The organism is Citrobacter sp. CFNIH10 (genome assembly GCF_002934585.1).
In the GTDB taxonomy this organism is placed as follows: Bacteria; Pseudomonadota; Gammaproteobacteria; order Enterobacterales; family Enterobacteriaceae; genus Citrobacter_A; species Citrobacter_A amalonaticus.
Genome location: NZ_CP026216.1, coordinates 1,955,545 through 1,974,031, shown reverse-complemented (window position 1 = coordinate 1,974,031; position 18,487 = coordinate 1,955,545). Strand labels below are relative to the sequence as shown.

At 55.5% G+C, this 18,487-nt stretch carries 20 protein-coding genes; 4 read left to right on the top strand and 16 right to left on the bottom strand.

Translation table 11 applies throughout. From position 1 onward, the window contains the following. The 9 genes from C2U53_RS12985 to C2U53_RS12945 form a co-directional block, all read right to left on the bottom strand. The gene (locus C2U53_RS12985; protein ID WP_042999226.1) at positions 1-1,911 is read right to left on the bottom strand and encodes a transcription antiterminator; all 1,911 of its coding nucleotides are present in this window, start codon (positions 1,909-1,911) and stop codon (positions 1-3) included. A 16-nt stretch (positions 1,912-1,927) separates the two neighbouring features. Further along, positions 1,928-2,668, bottom strand: a complete 741-nt coding sequence (locus C2U53_RS12980; RefSeq protein WP_042999225.1) for a KDGP aldolase family protein — start codon at positions 2,666-2,668, stop codon at positions 1,928-1,930. Further along, positions 2,665-3,783 (bottom strand): DgaE family pyridoxal phosphate-dependent ammonia lyase, encoded by a 1,119-nt coding sequence (locus C2U53_RS12975; RefSeq protein ID WP_104445978.1) that lies wholly within the window; start codon positions 3,781-3,783, stop codon positions 2,665-2,667. The genes C2U53_RS12980 and C2U53_RS12975 overlap by 4 nt, the downstream gene beginning before the upstream one ends. Beyond that, positions 3,767-4,900 (bottom strand): amidohydrolase/deacetylase family metallohydrolase, encoded by a 1,134-nt coding sequence (locus C2U53_RS12970; protein WP_044253217.1) that lies wholly within the window; start codon positions 4,898-4,900, stop codon positions 3,767-3,769. The genes C2U53_RS12975 and C2U53_RS12970 overlap by 17 nt, the downstream gene beginning before the upstream one ends. Positions 4,901-4,997: 97 nt before the next feature. Then, complete coding sequence (locus C2U53_RS12965) at positions 4,998-5,642, bottom strand: DUF4310 family protein (protein WP_042999222.1); 645 nt, start codon at positions 5,640-5,642, stop codon at positions 4,998-5,000. A gap of 11 nt (positions 5,643-5,653) precedes the next feature. Then, the gene (locus tag C2U53_RS12960; RefSeq protein WP_042999221.1) at positions 5,654-6,430 is read right to left on the bottom strand and encodes a DUF4311 domain-containing protein; all 777 of its coding nucleotides are present in this window, start codon (positions 6,428-6,430) and stop codon (positions 5,654-5,656) included. A 22-nt stretch (positions 6,431-6,452) separates the two neighbouring features. Then, positions 6,453-6,752 (bottom strand): DUF4312 family protein, encoded by a 300-nt coding sequence (locus C2U53_RS12955; protein WP_042321633.1) that lies wholly within the window; start codon positions 6,750-6,752, stop codon positions 6,453-6,455. 2 nt (positions 6,753-6,754) lie between these two features. Further along, positions 6,755-7,117 carry an SFCGS family glycine-rich protein gene (locus C2U53_RS12950; protein ID WP_012134368.1) on the bottom strand — a complete coding sequence of 121 codons (363 nt, stop codon included), beginning with the start codon at positions 7,115-7,117 and terminating at the stop codon, positions 6,755-6,757. Between the two features lie 11 nt (positions 7,118-7,128). Then, positions 7,129-7,467: a glycine dehydrogenase gene (locus tag C2U53_RS12945; protein WP_061075410.1), complete on the bottom strand. Its 339-nt coding sequence runs from the start codon at positions 7,465-7,467 to the stop codon at positions 7,129-7,131. Between the two features lie 452 nt (positions 7,468-7,919). Between C2U53_RS12945 and C2U53_RS12940 the strand changes: the two genes are divergently transcribed. Continuing rightward, a complete protein-coding gene (locus tag C2U53_RS12940) occupies positions 7,920-8,246 on the top strand; it encodes a type II toxin-antitoxin system RelE/ParE family toxin (protein WP_042999220.1) in 327 nt (108 codons plus the stop codon). Continuing rightward, a complete protein-coding gene (locus C2U53_RS12935) occupies positions 8,230-8,520 on the top strand; it encodes a helix-turn-helix transcriptional regulator (RefSeq protein ID WP_181825149.1) in 291 nt (96 codons plus the stop codon). Before C2U53_RS12940 ends, C2U53_RS12935 begins: the two co-directional genes overlap by 17 nt. 44 nt (positions 8,521-8,564) lie before the next feature. Here C2U53_RS12935 and cybC read toward each other — a convergent pair whose 3' ends face one another. Together cybC and pmbA are read right to left on the bottom strand one after the other, a co-directional pair. Continuing rightward, entirely contained in the window at positions 8,565-8,951 is a 387-nt protein-coding gene (gene cybC / locus C2U53_RS12930; protein WP_042999219.1) for a cytochrome b562, read from the bottom strand. Positions 8,952-9,004: 53 nt separating this feature from the next. Next, a complete protein-coding gene (gene pmbA, locus C2U53_RS12925) occupies positions 9,005-10,357 on the bottom strand; it encodes a metalloprotease PmbA (protein ID WP_044264679.1) in 1,353 nt (450 codons plus the stop codon). A gap of 95 nt (positions 10,358-10,452) precedes the next feature. Between pmbA and yjgA the strand changes: the two genes are divergently transcribed. After that, positions 10,453-11,004: a ribosome biogenesis factor YjgA gene (yjgA, locus tag C2U53_RS12920; protein ID WP_042999217.1), complete on the top strand. Its 552-nt coding sequence runs from the start codon at positions 10,453-10,455 to the stop codon at positions 11,002-11,004. Positions 11,005-11,055: 51 nt separating this feature from the next. Here the strand turns inward: yjgA and mpl are convergent, their stop codons facing one another. Beyond that, on the bottom strand, positions 11,056-12,435 hold the full coding sequence (gene mpl / locus C2U53_RS12915) for a UDP-N-acetylmuramate:L-alanyl-gamma-D-glutamyl-meso-diaminopimelate ligase (RefSeq protein WP_042999216.1): 1,380 nt from the start codon (positions 12,433-12,435) through the stop codon (positions 11,056-11,058). A 175-nt stretch (positions 12,436-12,610) separates the two neighbouring features. On the opposite strand from mpl, the gene fbp reads away from it, so the two are divergent. Continuing rightward, positions 12,611-13,609 carry a class 1 fructose-bisphosphatase gene (gene fbp / locus C2U53_RS12910; RefSeq protein WP_042999215.1) on the top strand — a complete coding sequence of 333 codons (999 nt, stop codon included), beginning with the start codon at positions 12,611-12,613 and terminating at the stop codon, positions 13,607-13,609. 74 nt (positions 13,610-13,683) lie between these two features. Here fbp and C2U53_RS12905 read toward each other — a convergent pair whose 3' ends face one another. The 4 genes from C2U53_RS12905 to ytfR form a co-directional block, all read right to left on the bottom strand. Then, on the bottom strand, positions 13,684-14,796 hold the full coding sequence (locus tag C2U53_RS12905) for a methyl-accepting chemotaxis protein (protein ID WP_072185422.1): 1,113 nt from the start codon (positions 14,794-14,796) through the stop codon (positions 13,684-13,686). Positions 14,797-14,877: 81 nt separating this feature from the next. Beyond that, positions 14,878-15,879, bottom strand: a complete 1,002-nt coding sequence (yjfF, locus tag C2U53_RS12900; protein ID WP_042999214.1) for a galactofuranose ABC transporter, permease protein YjfF — start codon at positions 15,877-15,879, stop codon at positions 14,878-14,880. Further along, complete coding sequence (ytfT, locus tag C2U53_RS12895) at positions 15,866-16,888, bottom strand: galactofuranose ABC transporter, ATP-binding protein YtfT (RefSeq protein ID WP_042999213.1); 1,023 nt, start codon at positions 16,886-16,888, stop codon at positions 15,866-15,868. Before ytfT ends, yjfF begins: the two co-directional genes overlap by 14 nt. Before the next feature lie 13 nt (positions 16,889-16,901). Next, on the bottom strand, positions 16,902-18,404 hold the full coding sequence (ytfR, locus tag C2U53_RS12890) for a galactofuranose ABC transporter, ATP-binding protein YtfR (protein WP_042999212.1): 1,503 nt from the start codon (positions 18,402-18,404) through the stop codon (positions 16,902-16,904). Positions 18,405-18,487: the final 83 nt, after the last annotated feature.

The window sequence follows — 18,487 nt, the reverse complement described above, 5'->3', positions numbered from 1 at the left end:
TCAAAAACGACTCACACACTCCATTGCCACCGCTTTAAACTCGGCGAAGTTTTGGCTGCCGCACAGTCGCGTCATAGCGCGTTCACGCAGGAAAGTGACAAAGATATCGTAGATGGCCATTGCCTCTTCGTACTCGCTTTTACTGATAGCGAGTAAAAAGATCACATGTGCGGTTTCGTCCCCCCAGGCGATACCCTGCGGGGCGAGCACCGTGTAGACCACCGTTTTTTTCGCCAGCAGTCCGAGGGCGTGCGGCAGCGCAATGCTGTCACCGAGCATCGTGCTGACAATCGCCTCACGTTCCACCACCGAATCGAGGAATTCCGCGTCGACAAACCCTTCACGCTGCAACTGATCGCACAAGGTTTTAAACAGCGTCTGCTGGTCCATCTCGCCTTCGATAATACGAAAATGCGCGGCATCGAAGTATTTGTTCAGCATCCACGGACGGGTTCTGTCTACCAGCACTAACTTACCGATCTGCTCCAGTTGATAGTCGGTAGGAAACGGGGCGATCTGCACGACCGGCTTGTCTTTCTCACCGATCCGCGCCGTGGCGATCACAAAGTCCTCCGCGATACTCTCGCGCTGTTCGTAATCACGCAGCGTCAGCGTGTTTACAATCTCGATCTGCGGATATTTGCGCGCCAGTACCGCTTCAATCATCCGCACCATCGCATTTCCCGTGTCGCAGACCAGCAGAACTTTTGGCTGCCGCTGGTAACCGATGTTGTAACTACGTTCAAGCCCAACGCCGATGTGTAACACCAGAAAGCCGATCTCGTTTTCGCTGATGGCGTAAGGGGTGTATTTACCCCAACTGGAGACTGCCGCCAGGGTCATATCCCATGCCATGGGATAGTGTTGCTTGATGTTCTCCAACAGCGGGTTCGGGATCATGATCTGATAGCGCACCCGGGTGATCATCGTTTTGATGTGAGTGAGTAAATCCGCATGAAGCTGGTTATCATTCAACAGGTTATAGTTGTACTGGCTGTTGATAAACCGCAGGATGTAATTGACCAGCGCTTCCTCGTCGTCGGCATTGATCGCACTGGGCGCAATCTCCTGCACCTGCCGCGCCGCGATATGTACCTTCAGCCAGTTCTCTTCCGACACCGACAGCGGATGATTTGCCAGATACTGCACGACAGCGGCAATCTCACGCGCCGCCAGGCACACGTTCTCTTCCACCTCTTCGTTGGTGAATTCCGACAACGGATACCCTTCGCTGATACGGCGTACCGCGACCGCGCAGTACAGACGTAAAAACAGCTCGCCTTCGTCAGTAAGGCGAATATGGAAGCGATTGAAAATCTCCTCAAGCAGCGGTTGAAGCTGCGATGGCACCCCGGCATACAGCGCCTCTTCGGTCACCAGCGGATTAGCGGGATCCTGCTGCGCCAGCGTCCAGAGAAGGTCGGTCAGGCAGGCGCGGATCGCCATCTCGCTGCCGAACAGTTTCATGCCATGGCGCGGACGCGTTTCCAGCGTCAAATGATAGCGTTGCAGCCATTCACGCACTTCTGCCATGTCGTTTTGTAGCGTCGCCCGACTGACAAACCATTCATCAGCTAAATCTTCGAGTTTGAGAGAAAAGGCGGATGTCAGAAAACGTACCATCAGGTAATGTACGCGTTCCTGACTGGTGCGCGGAATTCGCAGCGCGCTGGGCTGCTGCGATTGCAGGGACTGATAGCTTGCCGGGTCATCGATCCTGAGCTGATAACCGTTGCCCCGGCTGAGGATAAACTGCGCGCCGTGCTGAGTCAGCAGGGCGTTGAGCGCTGTAATATCAGCACGAACAGTTCGTGTGGAAACCGACAACCGCTGCGCCAGCTCATCCTGCGGCAGCGTCTCGTTTTGCAACATCGTAAACAGTTGCGCCAAACGTTGGTTGGGGAATCGCACATCACTCTCCTCGTTTTTAACCTACACACGCCCTGGTCAGCGCCAGCAACTGGCGCACATCGTCCGGACGGGTGTTTCCGCTTACCTTATCAATAATAGAACTATAAATGTGAGGAATGATTTTACTGACGCCCGCGTCGAGGGCAATTTGCAGAATCTCAGCGTAGTTTTCCAGATCGATCCCGCCGGTTGGCTCCAGCCAGAAATCATGACGCGCACAGGCTTCAGCCACCGCGTTAAACTCGTCACGGCATTTCAGACCGCCCATCGGGAAGTATTTGATCGAGCTACCGCCCATATCTTTCAGCAGCGCGATAGCCGTTTCGACCGGGACAATGCCGTCCGCCGCTTTGCTACTCAGCGGCCCGGTGGAAATTTTGACCAGACCAGGCGTACCAGTCGGCGATACCAGACCATTGACCACCGTCTCACTCTGCCCGAGCAGGGCGCGGCTGGTTGCCACTCCGGTGAACACCTGGTTGACGTGTTGCGGCTGAACCTGGCGAGAGATTTCACTGACCATCGCCGACTGGTTCGGATCGCCCGCCCCCAGCCCTACGGAGAGCGCATTGTGGATAAGTGCCGCGTAGTCACGCATATCCGCCACCGCGCTTTCGACATCCGGGTAATTTTTGGAGAGTACACCGACCAGCACATGACCTTCCGCCGCGTCGTAAATGTCACGCGCGTTCTCTTTCGAGCCGGCCAGTACATTCAGGCAGACGCGATCGCGATAAAAGTTCGGGGTCAATTTCATGCTTGTTTCTCCTGATTAATCACGTCGCCAATCCGGCGCGCCACAATGTCCAACTGTGCACGATCAACACTGCGCACATCTGCTTCAATAATTCCTTCGTTGGCTTTGTAACCACGGAAGTAAATCGCGTATTCACCCTGCTTGAGCGCATCCACCAGTTCGCCTGTCGCGATGCCGGTAACAGCTTCATCAAACTTAATTTCTGCGCGGGCGATATCCCGTCCCGCGCTGTCCCACACCACGCGAGCGGTCACACCGTTGAGCACATTCAGCGCATCAATAAACGGCGTCATTTTTTCCACCATCTCCGCGCCGCTCTCTTTCTGCGCATTCAAATAGAGTTCAATGGCACAGGTCAGGCCGAGAATCCCCTCTTTGCCGACCTTCATCGCCCGACCAATACCCGCCGTCTGGCGTTTCACCCACTCGACGTACTGGGTTTTGCCGATGACCAGTCCGCTGGTAGGGCCTTCGATCGCCTTCGCGCCGCTGTAGATCACCAGATCGGCCCCCGAACGGTAGTAGCACTGCAGATCTTCTTCCGCCGCCGCATCAACAATCAGCGGCAGATTGTGTTTACGCGCCACGACGACGGCCTGCTCAACGCTGAGCATGCTTTTTTGTACACAGTGGTGGGATTTGATGTAAAGAATCGCCGCCGTGCGCGGGGTGATTGCCGCCGCCAGCTGTGCGGCAGAGCATTCATTGGCATATCCGGCTTCCACCAGCTTGCCACCGCCCAGCGCCACCATCGTGCCAACCGGCGCACCAAAGTTAACGTTGTGCCCTTTCGGCAGCACGATTTCGTTATTCTCAATCGGTGTGATGTGCAGGTTCTCCAGCAGCCAGTCGCTGTCCTGGACCAACACGGCGGCCACCGACTGAGCAATGCCCGCAGACGCACAGGAAACCACCGTCGCCCCTTCCACATCCAGCAGCTTCGCAATGTATTCCCCGGTTTTATTCACCAGATCTTTCATCTCAAAGTACTGGTTCATACCGGCCATCGCCGCTTCCACCACTTCCGGGCGCGGCGTGGACACGCCCAGCGCCGTCATTCGTCCGGAGGTATTAATTACCTGCTTTAAATGGTATTTCTCAAAAATCGAAGGCATGTTCCGCGCTCCCTTGTTCGGTCATATAGCCCTTGCCCGCACGTATTGCGGCAAGCGGCACCAGCAGTTTTTCAGCCTGTAAGCTGTCATTTTCGGCATCGATCAGCACGGTTGGCTGACGCTTCAGCGTAAAGAGGGTTAAGTCAGCGTCCAGACCTGGCTGGAGGCGACCTTTGGATTTCAGACGCAAGCCGTCGGCGGCATTCGCCGTCACACAGTTGATGACCTGCGGCAGCGACATCCCGATGGCGAGGAATTTCGACATCACATTCGCCAGCGAATGCACCGGGCCGTTAATACGGTTGCGGCAATAGATATCAGAACTGATGGTGTGCGGCAGAATGCCTAAGCTGATGGCACGTTTCGCCACCGCAAAACTCAGGCTGGCCGTGCCGTGCCCGACGTCCAGACGCACGCCGCGCTGAATCGCCCGGGTGACCGAGGCGCGCAGTTCACCCTCCGGCGTCAGAATGCGATTGGGTTTTCCGTTGTAGCAGTGGGTGATGATATCGCCCGCCGTCAGGCGCTCCGCGATCTCATCCAGATCCGGCGGGTTATTGCCAATGTGGACCATCAGGGGCAAATCACCGTTCGCTTGCTGCATCGCTTTGGCGCGTTCCAGCGGCGTGATGCCATTTTCACCCACCACGCTGCTGCTCATACGCGCTTTCAGGCCGACGATGAAATCAGGGTAGCGTTTCACCGCCTGCTGTACCGCGTCGGCATCGATGTTGGCCATATTCGCCAGTTCGTTTTGTGCAATCAGCCCGACGCGGGAGATATTCAGAAGTGCATAGACTTCCGTCGCGGCGTCGCGCGTGAGGGCATAGAAATCATCAATATCATCGGCACCGGTACTGCCCGCATCCACAACGGTCGTCACGCCGGTGGCAATGCCTACGCTGTCCGGTTCGTCGTGATAAATCGGGGAATTTGGATAACAGTGAACGTGGGAATCAATCCATCCGGCGCTGACGTAGTACTCGCCGTTGAGCTCAACGGTTTTCACCGCCGGGTCGTTTATCTCGCCTAACGCGGCGATTTTGCCGTCCTTCAGGGCGATATCACAGACCGTATCGTCAACCAGACGCGCACGGCGAAGGAGTAAATCAAACATGTCTCTCTCCTTTTGCCGGATAGCGGCGTAATCACCCTATCCGGCCAACAAAGACGCGCTTATCCGTAGGCCTGATAAGCGCTTTGCCATCAGGTAATTAGCTAATCGCAATCGGGAAGATTGAACCTAAAATCATGGCACCAAGGATAGCGCCCCCGGTGATCGGTTTCTGCCAGATGTAAAACAGCAGTGCGCCGACCAAAGAACCCACACCGATAGGGATCGACGCCGTCATCGCGCTGAGGATGATCAATGGGCCGAGGAAACGCCCCGAGGCGTTACCGGCACCCATCATCACGTCCGCCCCGTAGGTCGAGTCACTCTGATTGATGGTGAACTTACGCGCCAGGATAATGACGTAACCAATCGCCAGGCCAATCGCCAGCCCCGTAGCGAGAGAAGCGATAAAGTTCTCAACCGGGAACACAATGCCTGCGCCCAACAACAGCGCCGGAACCCCCAGACCAACGCCGGTCTGAATCGCACCGCCGATATCCAGAATCCCCACCAGGGAGCCTTCGATAATGCGGGCGAACAGGAAGCTGGCACCAAACGCGGCCACTGCGCCGTACGATCCGGTATCAATCCCCGCTTTCAGCATGGCCACGAACGCCACTTCGTTAAACGCGCCAATCCCGTACAGGTAGTACATGTGCGTCCCGGCAAACACACCGGAGGAGAGCAGGCCAACGAAGATCGGGAACGACCAGTCGGCAAACCAAAAACCTTTATTCTGTTCCATTGTGGCCTCCGTTATTTGCCGCTAAGCGAGTTGTGGATCAGTTCGAGCCAGTTCGGCACGGTCATGTGGAAGGATTCGATCATCTTCATGTCGAAGCCACGGAAGAAGCCGCTCAGGACGAACAGCAGAACGATGGCCGCCATCATCACTTTGGTCACATGGTTCCAGCCGCTCTCTTCAACGCCTTTACCAATCAGGATGCCGAGGACCAGACCCGGTACGGCGTTACCCATGATCAACTGTGCCGCGCCGCCGAAAACGGTTGCCCAGAAGCCTGATTTCTTACCGGCATCGATCGCCGCCAGCCAGAAGATCACCGGCATCACGGTGTTGACCAGCAGGTTTGCCGCAGGGACCAGCACCTTAACGGCGGTCACCTGCAACGCTTCCGGTACGGAAGAAGCCGTGAGGTTCAGGAAGGTCACGACGATCATGCCGATGACGCCGCAGGCAATCGCCATTTTTTTCGGGTCATGCAGCGTTTCACCGACGTTACGGTTTTTGATCATCAGCGCTGCCGCGCCCCAGTTAGGAATGATGCGGTGATCCACGTCCTGTGTGAACGAGCCCGCCGCAACGGATGAGGCCCAGGCGTTGAAGAAAAAGCCCAGACCAAACGAGAAGTGAGAAGCCGGATCCCCTTCGCAGGAATTCAGTTCCCCCAGAGTTCGAAACGCACCCATCCCCTGTGTGGTAGGCGCATGAAACATGCGTGCAGCCCCGGCCCCCACACCCACGCCGACGAGGGCACCGATGATGAGCGATTTTATTAAAATTATCAGGAACATAATTATGCCTTCTTAACAAGAATCAGCGTTGCGAGACAAAATCCACCTTGTCCAGATTGATGGCTGTCACGTTGACGGTCACATCCAGCTCCACGCTGTAAGTGCGTCGTTCCCGGCGCAGAAAGAAGAACAAAAACGCTTCTTTGCGCACCGCTTCACGCGCTTGAACAACCTGCACATCCTGTGGCTCAATACGCAGTAAAATGTGCGGCGATGCCTTCATGACCGCGGCCTGAACGTGGTTCAGGGCATCGGCAAAGGCGCGCGCTTTGGCTTCGCCTTTACCGGTGACTCTCACCGTTGTGGTGAATTGTTCTTTCATACTTACGCGCCGTATTTTTTCTGCCACGCCTGGACCAGGCGCTCGCCAAGCTCTTCTTTATCCATAAAGCCGAACCCCAGCACGTTGCAGCCTTCGTTAATCGCCGTTACGCCTTCATCCACAGAGCGCATCCCGTATTTGGCTTTGTAACCGTATTTGTTCTGTGCAGTGATGGCGCCCGCGCCGCCGCTGCCGCAAAAAGAGATGCCGAACGTGGCGTTTTCCGCTTTCATCACGTCCCCCAGTTTCATATCCGCAGCAACGCCCGGTACTACCACCGCACGACCACCGGCTTTCTCGACGCCTGCCGCCACTTTCTGGCCTTTACCCAGACGATCGCCAATCACGACTGTAATCTGTTCCATGTTGTTGCTCCTTAAAGGTTGTCTTTCGCGACTTCAAAGTGGACGGACAGCAGCCAGGCTTCTTCCTCGGGAAGGTTGCCAAACGCTGCGACCACGTCGCGGGCAAGCGCCATTGAGTCGGCTGAAATTTCATCAAACAAACTGGCTTCCACTTCCGGCAAAGGCTCGCCGGTCACCGACCGGTGCGCCATGGCGCGAACGTGAGACGTCAGCATTTGTTCCTGTACGGCGTTGGGAATGATGTGATGTTCACGCAGCAAGGCATACACTTGCGCCAGCATGCGATCGGCCAGTTCACCAATCTGCGCCACCTGTTCCCCCATGTCGTTCATTACTGCTCCGTTATTCACTCGTCTTACCCCGTTAATGGCTCTGAGTTAAAACTAGCGGTGGGGGTAAAAAGTTTGTAGCGAGTTGTTTTCCACTTCGAAGTGGAAAGGCGAGTGGCAATAGTGATCTGTTCCACAGAAAAGGGGGTTTTGACGATTTATCGCTGGGAAAGTGTGATTTTATTCACAGATATCAACGGCGTTTCGTTGCGACGCCAGCAGAGAAGAAAGTCTGAAACTGTGAGCAAAGAGCGATTTTCAACCATAGTATCCAAAAGACTTATGACGAATCTCTGCGAGGCGCTACGCATAGGCTAAACCCCACGCTGGCGCGGAATTTGTGATTACAAGAAAATACGGTGATGGCTATGCGTCCCCATCATAAAGAGGAAACACCTAAATTAGCCTATAAGCTAAATTAGCCTATAAGCTAATTTAGCTTTTATGCTAATATTTTATCAGGGAGAGATGCCGTGTTTACCGTCATGCTGCATGTCGATGTTGCCAGCGAGCTGGCAAGTTTACCGCCCACCGTCAGGGCAAAAATGATTCGCTTGATTGATAAGTTAAAAATTAATGCGACTGCATTACGGGAACCCGACAGCAAACCTCTCGGTGCTGGTCTGTTTGAGATTCGCACAATGGGAACCGAGCCAGGCCGTGGTCTGTATGTCTATCAGAAAGGCAAAACCATCTATCTGTTACGCGTGTTCATTAAGAAAACGCAGAAAACGCCCAAACAAGAAATGATGCTAGCCTTCGAAAGGCTGGAGGAGATGCTCAATGAGCAAGAAAACTAAAAGCGTCGCCTGGGACGACGTCAGAGCAGACCTGATGTCCGATCCTGAAGTACAAGCCGCAATGGAAGTGGAAGAGCGGAAGGCACGTCTACAAGCTATGCTCGCACAATGGCGTAAACACGCGGGATTAACTCGCGCGCAAGTTGCTGAAAGAATGGGGGTTACGCCACCGACAGTCTCCAGGATGGAAGCGAATATTATCAAGGCCAGTCTGGAAACGATTGTCCGTTACGCCAGAGCCTGCGGAATTAAACATCCGCAAATCATCCTGTAACGGTCACCTGATGTCCCTCTGGAGACATCAGGTGAGCAAGACAATTAACGATACTTCTTGTGATACGCGTTGCGGGTGGTTTTGAATTGTTCCGCCGCGGCCTGCGCTTCTTTGACCTTCCCTTCGTTTGCCAGCTTCAGCGCACCGTCGATCTGGCCGACCAGAATGTCGAAACCATGACGGAAATCTTTCATTTCCGGGCTATCTGAGGCCTTGCTTTCCAGTTTTGGCGGCGTCGCTTTTTGCGCGTCCAGCGCAGCGGCGCGCATTTTGGTTAACGCATCGGTCACTTGCGTCGCGTTATCCGCTTTTTCGATTACCTTCAGGTTATCGTTAAGCGTTTCCATATTATCTTCCAGATCAGCGGCGAACACGGAAGAGCCCAAAACTAACGTTGAAGCTGCGATGATTGCTAACAGATGTTTACGCATTGCTCACTTCCTTTTTTTTATTGTTATGGCGCGGCAGGTCGCGCCATGGATGTTTACTGCCCGGCGATTTTCATCTCCGGCAACAGTACTGAACCACACTGTATATTGCTACGTGTTTCAATATCGTTACCAATCGTCACAATATTGCGCCACATCTCTTTTAAATTTCCGGCGATGGTAATTTCGCTCACAGGGTATTGAATTTCCCCGTTTTCAACCCAGAAACCGGCTGCGCCGCGGGAATAATCCCCGGTAATGCCGCTCACGCCCTGGCCCATCAGTTCAGTGACCACCAGACCGGTGCCCATCTCTTTAAGCATCTGCTCAAAGTTCAGTCCTTGTCCGGCAATACGCCAGTTATGAATGCCGCCCGCATGACCGGTGCTTTTCAGCCCCAGCTTACGTGCGGAGTAGTTGGTCAGCAGCCATTGAGTCAGAACGCCGTCTTTCACAATGTCACGACGTTCCGTGCGCACGCCTTCGCTGTCAAACGGTGAGGAGGCCAGTCCTTTCAGCAGGTGCGGATGCTCCTCAATGGTCAGCCATTCAGGCAGAATTTGTTTGCCCAGCGAATCCAGCAAGAACGTGGATTTGCGGTACACCGAACCGCCCGCAATTGCGCCAACCAGATGTCCAATCAGCCCGGTCGCCACTTCGTTAGCAAAAATCACCGGCGCTTTCATGGTCGAGAGTTTACGCGGAGACAGGCGGGATAACGTGCGGCGAGCACAGTCTGCGCCTACCCATTCCGGCGTTTGTAGATCGCCCATCGCGCGACCAATGGTGTATGCATAATCGCGCTCCATATCGCCGTTTTCTTCGGCAATTACGCAACTGGACAGCGAATGGCGGGTGGAGCAATAGCCCTGCAACATACCGTGGCTGTTGCCAAACACTTTAATGCCATAGTGGCTGTTAAAGCTGCCGCCTTCCGTATTGGTGATGCGTTTGTCGGCCTGCAAAGAGGCCTGTTCAGCACGCGCTGCCAGTTCGATGGCTTCGTCCGGGGAAATGTCAGCCGGGTGGAACAGGTCCAGATCCGGCGCGTCAAAAGCCAGCAGTTCTTTGTCGGCCACACCGGCGCACGGATCCGGTGAAGTGTAGCGCGCGATATCCAGCGCCGCCTGGACGGTACGGGCAATCGCCTGTGGGCTTAAATCGGTCGATGAGGCGCTGCCTTTACGGTTCTGATGGTAGACGGTAATCCCCAGCGCACCATCGCTATTGAATTCGACATTCTCCACTTCACCATAACGGGTGCTGACACTGATGCCGGTCGTTTTGCTTACGGCGACTTCCGCCCCGTCCGATTTGCCTGAGGCTAACTCCAGCGCTGTCGAAACTGCTTCTTCCAGAATCTTACGCTGCGCTTCAACTTGTGAGATTACTTTCATCGCAAATGCCATAATGTAGAGAGAGTTTCTTTGAAGTCTAACAGAGAACCGTTTTTCAGTGCGCATCTTAACTGGTAACATTAGCCTCTTTTTTTAAGGAGCCTGACATGACAAAGCAGCCCGAAGACTGGCTCGACGACGTTCCCGGTGATGACATCGAAGACGAAGACGATGAAATTATCTGGGTCAGCAAAAGTGAAATTAAACGCGACGCCGAGGAGCTAAAACGCCTGGGCGCGGAACTGGTGGATCTGGGGAAAAACGCGCTGGACAAAATCCCGCTTGATGCGGACCTGCGTGCCGCCATTGAGCTGGCCCAGCGTATCAAGATGGAAGGTCGCCGCCGTCAGTTGCAGTTGATTGGTAAATTGCTGCGCCAACGCGAGGTGGATCCTATCCGTCAGGCGCTGGATAAGTTGAAAAACCGCCACAACCAGCAGGTGGTGTTGTTTCACAAGCTTGAGCATCTGCGCGATCGTCTGATCGATGAAGGCGATGACGCGGTAGAAGAGGTGCTGAATCTGTGGCCGCACGCCGATCGTCAGCAGTTACGCTCGCTGATCCGCAATGCGAAGAAAGAGAAAGAAGGGAATAAGCCGCCGAAGTCCGCACGTCAGATCTTCCAGTATCTGCGCGAACTGGCGGAAAACGAAGAGTAATCCCGTACGCTAAATAGGCCCGGTAAGCGTCAGCGCCACCGGGCATTTTTATTACTCTTCAGCTTCCGCTTCGGCTTTCTTCGCCAGACCATCCAGCAGTTTCTGGTGAATTCCACCAAATCCGCCGTTACTCATCACCAGAATGTGATCGCCCGGCTGCGCCGTTTTCACGATCATCTCTGCCAGCGTATCCACATCCCCGCTCCAGTGAGCAGGCTGAATGCAGGCGTCCGCCACTTCCGCGACTTGCCACGGAATATGCGGCGGCTGCAGGAGATACACTTCATCCGCGCGGCCCAATGACGGCGCCAGGTCGTCTTTGCACAGCCCCATCTTCATGGTGTTGGAACGCGGTTCCAGCACGGCGATAATGCGCGCCGTGCCGCCTACTTTTCCGCGCAGCGCCGCAAGCGTTGCCAGAATCGCCGTTGGGTGATGAGCAAAATCGTCGTACACCGTGACGCCGTTTGCTTCACCGCGCAGTTCCAGGCGGCGACGGGCATTAATAAATGATCCCAGCGCCTGAGCCGCATCCGCCGGTTGGACGCCAACATGACGGGCTGCGGCGATTGCCATCAGACCGTTGTGCATGTTGTGCTCACCGACCAGCGACCACTTCACGTCGCCGACCTTTTCACCGTCCAGCCACACTTCCCATTCAGAAGCATCGACGTTCAGCTTTTTCGCCTGCCAGTGGCCCTGCTCGCCCACCAGCTCCTGTTCGCTCCAGCAGCCCATCGCCATCGTCTGCTTCAGGTTAATGTCGTGCTCAGGATAGATGATCCGCCCCTGCCCCGGCACAATGCGGACCAGATGGTGGAACTGCTTCTGGATCGCTTTCAGATCGTCAAAGATATCCGCATGATCAAACTCAAGGTTATTGAGGATCAGCGTACGCGGGCAGTAATGTACGAATTTGGATCGTTTATCAAAGAAGGCGCAGTCGTACTCATCCGCTTCAATCACGAAAAAGTTGCTTTCGCCCAGACGCGCAGAAACGTCAAAGTTCCCCGGCACGCCGCCAATCACAAAACCGGGTTTGTAACCGCAAGCGTCCAGAATCCAGGTCGCCATGCCGGCGGTCGTGGTTTTACCGTGCGTTCCCGCAACGGCCAGCACCCAACGATCGCGCAACACAAAATCATGCAGCCACTGCGGGCCGGACATGAACGGAATGTTTTTCTCCAGCACCGCCTCAACGCACGGATTCCCACGGGTCATGGCATTGCCGATGATCACCAAATCCGGCTGCGGGTCGAGTTGACTGGGGTCATAACCCTGAATCAAATCAATGCCCTGATTCTCAAGCAAGGTACTCATCGGCGGATACACATTGGCGTCCGAACCCGTTACTTCATGACCGAGCGAGCGCGCCAGCATCGCCAGACCGCCCATGAACGTGCCACAAATTCCCAAAATATGAATGCGCATACGTCACTATCCTAATTTAACCCAGGGGGCATTTTACGCATATGTCAGCCAAGTGAGAAACGCATTTCAGGATAATCCGTAGTTTGCTGGCGCGATTCACCTGAGCGCAGCCACTGAAATATTTGTTAAGATTGTTACGGTCGCTTTACTCCATATTAATTGCAGGGAAAGTGTTATGAAAACGTTAGGTGAATTTATTGTCGAGAAGCAGCACGAGTTCTCTCATGCTACAGGTGAGCTCACTGCGTTGTTGTCGGCAATAAAGCTGGGCGCCAAGATCATCCACCGCGATATCAACAAGGCCGGTCTGGTCGATATCCTGGGTGCCAGCGGTGCTGAGAACGTACAGGGTGAGGTTCAGCAGAAACTCGACCTGTTCGCGAACGAAAAACTGAAAGCTGCACTCAAGGCGCGTGATATTGTCGCGGGTATTGCCTCTGAAGAAGAAGATGAAATCGTCGTTTTCGAAGGCTGTGAACACGCGAAATACGTGGTACTGATGGACCCGCTGGATGGATCGTCCAACATCGATGTTAACGTCTCTGTCGGGACCATTTTCTCTATCTACCGCCGCGTGACGCCTGTCGGCACGCCGGTCACGGAAGAAGATTTCCTGCAACCAGGCAACAAGCAGGTTGCTGCGGGTTACGTGGTTTACGGCTCTTCCACCATGCTGGTTTACACCACCGGCTGCGGCGTCCACGCCTTTACCTACGATCCGTCGCTGGGTGTGTTCTGCCTGTGTCAGGAGCGGATGCGCTTCCCGGAGAAAGGCAACACCTACTCCATTAACGAAGGCAACTACATCAAATTCCCGAACGGCGTGAAGAAGTACATCAAGTTCTGTCAGGAAGAGGATAAATCCACGCAGCGCCCGTATACCTCGCGCTACATCGGCTCACTGGTTGCTGACTTCCATCGTAACCTGCTGAAAGGCGGGATCTACCTTTACCCAAGCACCGCCAGCCACCCGGACGGTAAACTGCGTCTGCTGTACGAGTGCAACCCAATGGCATTCCTTGCGGAGCAAGCGGGCGGCAAGGCGAGCGACGGGAAAGAGCGTATTCTGGATATCACGCCGGAAAGCCTGCACCAGCGTCGTTCGTTCTTCGTCGGCAACAACCATATGGTTGAAGATGTAGAACGCTTTATCCGGGAATTCCCGGACGCCTAAAACCCTTGCCGGATGGAGCTGACGCTTATCCAGCCTACACGCTAAACGCCTCTCCCCGGAGAGGCGTTTTTCTGTCAGGCGGTCTGCAATTTAAACGACGCCATCGCTTCAATCAACGCGTGCGACTGCTCTTCCAGCGATCGGGTTGCCGCAGAAGACTGTTGTACCAGCGCCGCATTCTGCTGCGCCGTTTCATCCATCTGACTCACCGCGATATTCACCTGTTCGATACCGCGACTCTGCTCCTGCGACGCACTGGCGATTTCCCGCATCAGTTTGGTCATCCGCATGACTTCGCTGGCAATCTCATCCATCGTTTCGCCTGCCTGCATCGCCAGATCGCTGCCCTCTCCCACCTGTGACTGCGAGTCGCCAATCAGCGTACGAATCTCTTTTGCGGCCTCCGCGCTACGGCTGGCCAGATTGCGCACTTCGCCCGCCACCACGGCAAAACCGCGTCCCTGCTCTCCCGCGCGCGCCGCTTCAACCGAGGCGTTCAGCGCCAGAATATTGGTCTGGAACGCAATCCCGTCGATCACGCCAAGAATATCGGCGATACGATTAGCACTCCCGGAAATGTCGCGCATTTTTTCAATGACATAACAGACCATTTCACTGCCGCGATCGGCGGTATCAGAAACCGATTTCGCCAGTTGATGCGCCTGATCGGCGTTTTCCGCATTCTGTTTCACCGTTGCGGTAAGCTCCTCCATGCTCGCGGCAGTTTGTTCCAGCGAGGTCGCCGTCGATTCGGTGCGTGTCGCCAGATGAATATTGCCCGCCGTCAGTTCACGACTGCCGGTGTCTATCTGCGAACTGGCATCGCGAACGCGTCTGACAGATTCACTCAGCGCCATGCGCATCCCTTCAAGCGCGGCCTGCAGGCGATTAAACTCGGCGCTGGCATAACGGCTTTCTGCCGCCGACAAATCTCCCGTTGCCAGGCGTTCCAGTTGTTCAACCACATTATCGAGCGGTTTCAGCAGCTTATTACGCAATAACAGCCAGACCACTGCCAACAGGGCGATGGCCGTCAGCGTCGTCGCGGTCATCACTCCGTAATAAATCCATGAGGTAATGATTCGCGTGGAGGCGTAAATCCCCATGCCGCCTGTTAGCAGCAATAACAGGGTAATAAGCGACAATAAAACCAACAGGGTATTTCGTAGGGAGAGGGATTTTGGCATCGTTATTTTCCGGTTGTAAGATATACAGAAACTATCGACAACAACCGGAAAAAGTTTAGGTGTTTAAGTAAAATCTGTGTCTCACTTCGGCGTCGCTGCCGGGCCGACTCGTGTTACCGGCGAGCTCTGTCGATTTTCCCAAAGCACCGTCAGACCGCGCTGCAACGCAATGAAAATAAATAACAAAACGCCAATGGCAATTTTCGTCCACCATGAACTGAGCGTGCCGTCGAAGTTAATGTAGGTCTGGATCAGCCCCTGAATCGCCACGCCAAACAGCGTTCCAAGAACCGTACCGACCCCACCGCTCAGCAACGTACCACCGATCACCACCGAAGCGATCGCATCCAGCTCTACACCCACTCCCGCCAGCGCGTAGCCAGCCTGGGTGTAAACAGAAAAGACAATCCCGGCCAGCGTCGCCAGCCCGGTTGACAGCATATAAATGCGGATCGTGGTGCTACGGGTGGAAATCCCCATCAGGTTCGCCGATGTCGCATTCCCGCCAATGGCATACACCTGATTGCCAAACCGGGTGCGATGCGCGAGGAAAATCCCAATGACCACCACCGCCAGCATCAGCAGGCCCATCGCGCTCAGACGCCCACCGCCGGGGATTTTCCACGCCAGGCTGGAAAGCGTGTCATAGATGGGATGATTAATCGGGATCGACTCTTCCGATACCAGGTAACTGACCCCGCGCAGGAAAAACATACCGGCAAGCGTGATGATAAACGCCGGGATCTTCAGCGCATCAATCAGCAACCCCATGAACGCGCCAAACGCGCAGCCCATCGCCAACACCAGCGGAAACGCCAGTAACGGCGAGATCCCCCAGTAGCCGATAGCCTTCGCCAGGAATACGCCGGTGAAGGCGATCACCGATCCCACGGAGAGATCGATCCCGCCGGAGAGGATCACAAAGGTCATCCCCACGGCGATGATCCCCAGGAAGGCATTATCGGTCAGAATGTTGCAGATCACGCGCGTGGAGGCAAAGCCGGGAAACTGCGTCAGACAATAGAGATAGCCCAGCACGAAAACCCCGAGGGTGATCATTAACGGTAAATTACGTTTTATCACGACCACGCACTCCTTTTAGCAAACTGATAAAGCGCTGTGACTGCACAATCAGTACGCACAGCACCACGATGGCTTTGACCACCTGGTTCATCTCCGGCGGAAACCCGGACAGCAGGATCCCGGTGTTCATCCCCTGAATGATCAGCGCGCCCACCACTGACAGCAGCAGATTAAAGCGCCCGCCCATCAGGGAACCGCCGCCGATCACCACCGCCAGAATGGCGTCCAGCTCCAGCCACAATCCGGCGTTGTTGGCATCGGCACCGCGAATATCCGCCGTGACGATAATCCCGGCAATTGCTGCGCACAGCCCGCTCAACACATAGGTGAGCATAACGATGACTCGTGTGTTGACGCCGGCATTTTTCGCTGCCCGGATGTTAATCCCCACCGCTTCAATAAACATCCCGAGCGCCGTTCGCCGGGTCAACAGCCAGAACAGCAGCAGCGTGATCAGCGCGATAATCACCGGCGTGGGAAACAGCAGCAGCGAGCCGCTGCCGAACCAGGAGAGCGTGGGCGAGTTGAAGGTGACAATCTGTCCAGAGGTGATCAGTTGCGCCACGCCGCGACCCGCCACCATCAGGATTAGCGTGGCGACAAACGGCTGAATTTTGAGGATCGCCACCAGGACGCCGTTCCACAGGCCAGCCAGCACGCCGGTCCCCAACGCGGCAAGCAGGACCACTGGCAAGCTGTGACCGGCGACGGTCATCGCCGCGGTCGTGGCGCCGGCAATCGCCATCACCGCGCCAACGGAAAGGTCAATGCCGCCGGTGGCAATAACCAGCGTCATCCCTATCGCCAACAGCGCGACGGGAGCGGCGCGATTCAGGATATCGATCGGGCTGCCGAACAGACGACCGTCCTGCAAGATAATCTGGTAAAAGTGGGGGGCGACGAGGCTGTCCACCAACAGCACCAGCAGCAGCGCAATCAGCTGCGGCATACCGGTCGGCCAGCGAAAGCGTCGCTTTGGCGGCGTGGTTTGCGGAAGAGATTGGGGCATCACAAGAGTCTCCTTACGCCGCGATGGCGTTCATGATCGCCGGAACGGACAGTTCAGCCAGCGGGATCTCCGCCACCTGTTTGCGGTCACGCATGATGATCACCCGATCCGCATAGCCTACCAGTTCCTCCAGCTCCGAGGAGATCACCAGCAGCGCCAGACCATCGGCGCACAGCGTTTCGATCAGGCGGATGATCTCGGCATGCGCGCCTACGTCGATCCCTCGCGTCGGTTCATCGAGGATCAGAAACTGTGGTTTAGTCAGCAGCCAGCGCGATAGCAGCACTTTTTGCTGGTTGCCGCCGGAGAGAAACTCGATCGGCTGTTCTGCGCTGGGGGTGCGAATGCCAAGCTGACGGATAAACCGCTCGGCAATGTCATTTTGTTCTTTGCGCGCAATCGGCCGCAACCAGCCGCGCTGGGCCTGCAATGCCAGGATGATGTTTTCGCGCACCGAGGCGGCGGCAATAATACCGTCCGTTTTGCGATCCTCCGGACAAAAACCGATCCCCAGGCATGATGCCTGATGAGGGGATCGCAGCGTCTGCGGTTTTCCTCTGATCAGCGCGCTGCCACTGTCCGCCGGTTTGATACCGAAAATCACCTCGGCCGTTTCGGTGCGCCCGGATCCAAGCAGTCCCGCCAGACCGACGATCTCACCAGGTCGTACTTCGAGATCGAACGGGGAGATCGTCCCTTTCTTACCGAAACCTTTGAACGCGGCCACCGGTTTATCACTCAACAAGGTACGCCCCGCACGCTGTAACGCATGAGTGTCCAGCTCGCGTCCCAGCATCATTTTGACCAGTTCAATCTGCGGCAGCTCGCGGGTTTCCCGGCAGCCGACAAAACTGCCGTTACGCAGGACGGTGATCCGATCGCTGACCTGATAAACCTGATCAAGAAAATGGGTGACGAAGATCAGACTCACGCCGCGATCGCGCAGATGCCGCATTAAGCCGAACAGCATCTCAACCTCTTGCGTATCGAGACTGGCGGTAGGTTCATCAAGGATCAGAACTTTGGCGGAAAGATCGATCGCCCGGCAGATCGCGACGATCTGTTGCATCGCCACCGAATAGCGGTTCAGCGGTTCGCGCACGTCGAGGGAAAAACCGTAAGACGCCATTAGCGCCGTAGCGCGCTTTTCCATCTCTTTGCGCCGTAGCAGGCCAAATCGACGCGGTTCACGACCAATAAACAGGTTATCCGCCACCGACATATTCGGCAGCAGGTTCACTTCCTGATACACCGTGCCAATGCCCAGCTGTTGGGCATGTGCGGTATTTCTGGGGGAGATGGCACTGCCTTCCAGCCAGATACTACCGCGATCGGCATGATAGACGCCGGTCAGTGCTTTGATGAGCGTGGATTTTCCAGCCCCGTTCTCGCCGAGCAGCGCCATAATTTCGCCGCGACGCAGGCTGAAATCGACGTTATCCAGCGCTTTGACGCCAGGAAAGAATTTACTTAATCCCTCTGTACGGAGGATCTCCTGGTGTTGTTCCGCGATCATAATAGCCCTCCGCGACAAGAGTGTGGCTCTGGAGGCCCGTAGGCCGGATAAGGCGGTTACGTTGCCATCCGGCAGAACCTTTG

Excerpts from the sequence above, each read along its gene's own strand:
- C2U53_RS12980 (WP_042999225.1), bottom strand. The coding sequence starts at position 2,668 with ATGAAATTGACCCCGAACTTTTATCGCGATCGCGTCTGCCTGAATGTA.
- C2U53_RS12975 (WP_104445978.1), bottom strand. The coding sequence starts at position 3,783 with ATGCCTTCGATTTTTGAGAAATACCATTTAAAGCAGGTAATTAATACC.
- C2U53_RS12970 (WP_044253217.1), bottom strand. The coding sequence starts at position 4,900 with ATGTTTGATTTACTCCTTCGCCGTGCGCGTCTGGTTGACGATACGGTC.
- C2U53_RS12965 (WP_042999222.1), bottom strand. The coding sequence starts at position 5,642 with ATGGAACAGAATAAAGGTTTTTGGTTTGCCGACTGGTCGTTCCCGATC.
- C2U53_RS12960 (WP_042999221.1), bottom strand. The coding sequence starts at position 6,430 with ATGTTCCTGATAATTTTAATAAAATCGCTCATCATCGGTGCCCTCGTC.
- C2U53_RS12955 (WP_042321633.1), bottom strand. The coding sequence starts at position 6,752 with ATGAAAGAACAATTCACCACAACGGTGAGAGTCACCGGTAAAGGCGAA.
- C2U53_RS12950 (WP_012134368.1), bottom strand. The coding sequence starts at position 7,117 with ATGGAACAGATTACAGTCGTGATTGGCGATCGTCTGGGTAAAGGCCAG.
- C2U53_RS12935 (WP_181825149.1), top strand. The coding sequence starts at position 8,230 with ATGAGCAAGAAAACTAAAAGCGTCGCCTGGGACGACGTCAGAGCAGAC.
- cybC (WP_042999219.1), bottom strand. The coding sequence starts at position 8,951 with ATGCGTAAACATCTGTTAGCAATCATCGCAGCTTCAACGTTAGTTTTG.
- pmbA (WP_044264679.1), bottom strand. The coding sequence starts at position 10,357 with ATGGCATTTGCGATGAAAGTAATCTCACAAGTTGAAGCGCAGCGTAAG.
- yjgA (WP_042999217.1), top strand. The coding sequence starts at position 10,453 with ATGACAAAGCAGCCCGAAGACTGGCTCGACGACGTTCCCGGTGATGAC.
- mpl (WP_042999216.1), bottom strand. The coding sequence starts at position 12,435 with ATGCGCATTCATATTTTGGGAATTTGTGGCACGTTCATGGGCGGTCTG.
- fbp (WP_042999215.1), top strand. The coding sequence starts at position 12,611 with ATGAAAACGTTAGGTGAATTTATTGTCGAGAAGCAGCACGAGTTCTCT.
- C2U53_RS12905 (WP_072185422.1), bottom strand. The coding sequence starts at position 14,796 with ATGCCAAAATCCCTCTCCCTACGAAATACCCTGTTGGTTTTATTGTCG.
- ytfT (WP_042999213.1), bottom strand. The coding sequence starts at position 16,888 with ATGCCCCAATCTCTTCCGCAAACCACGCCGCCAAAGCGACGCTTTCGC.
- ytfR (WP_042999212.1), bottom strand. The coding sequence starts at position 18,404 with ATGATCGCGGAACAACACCAGGAGATCCTCCGTACAGAGGGATTAAGT.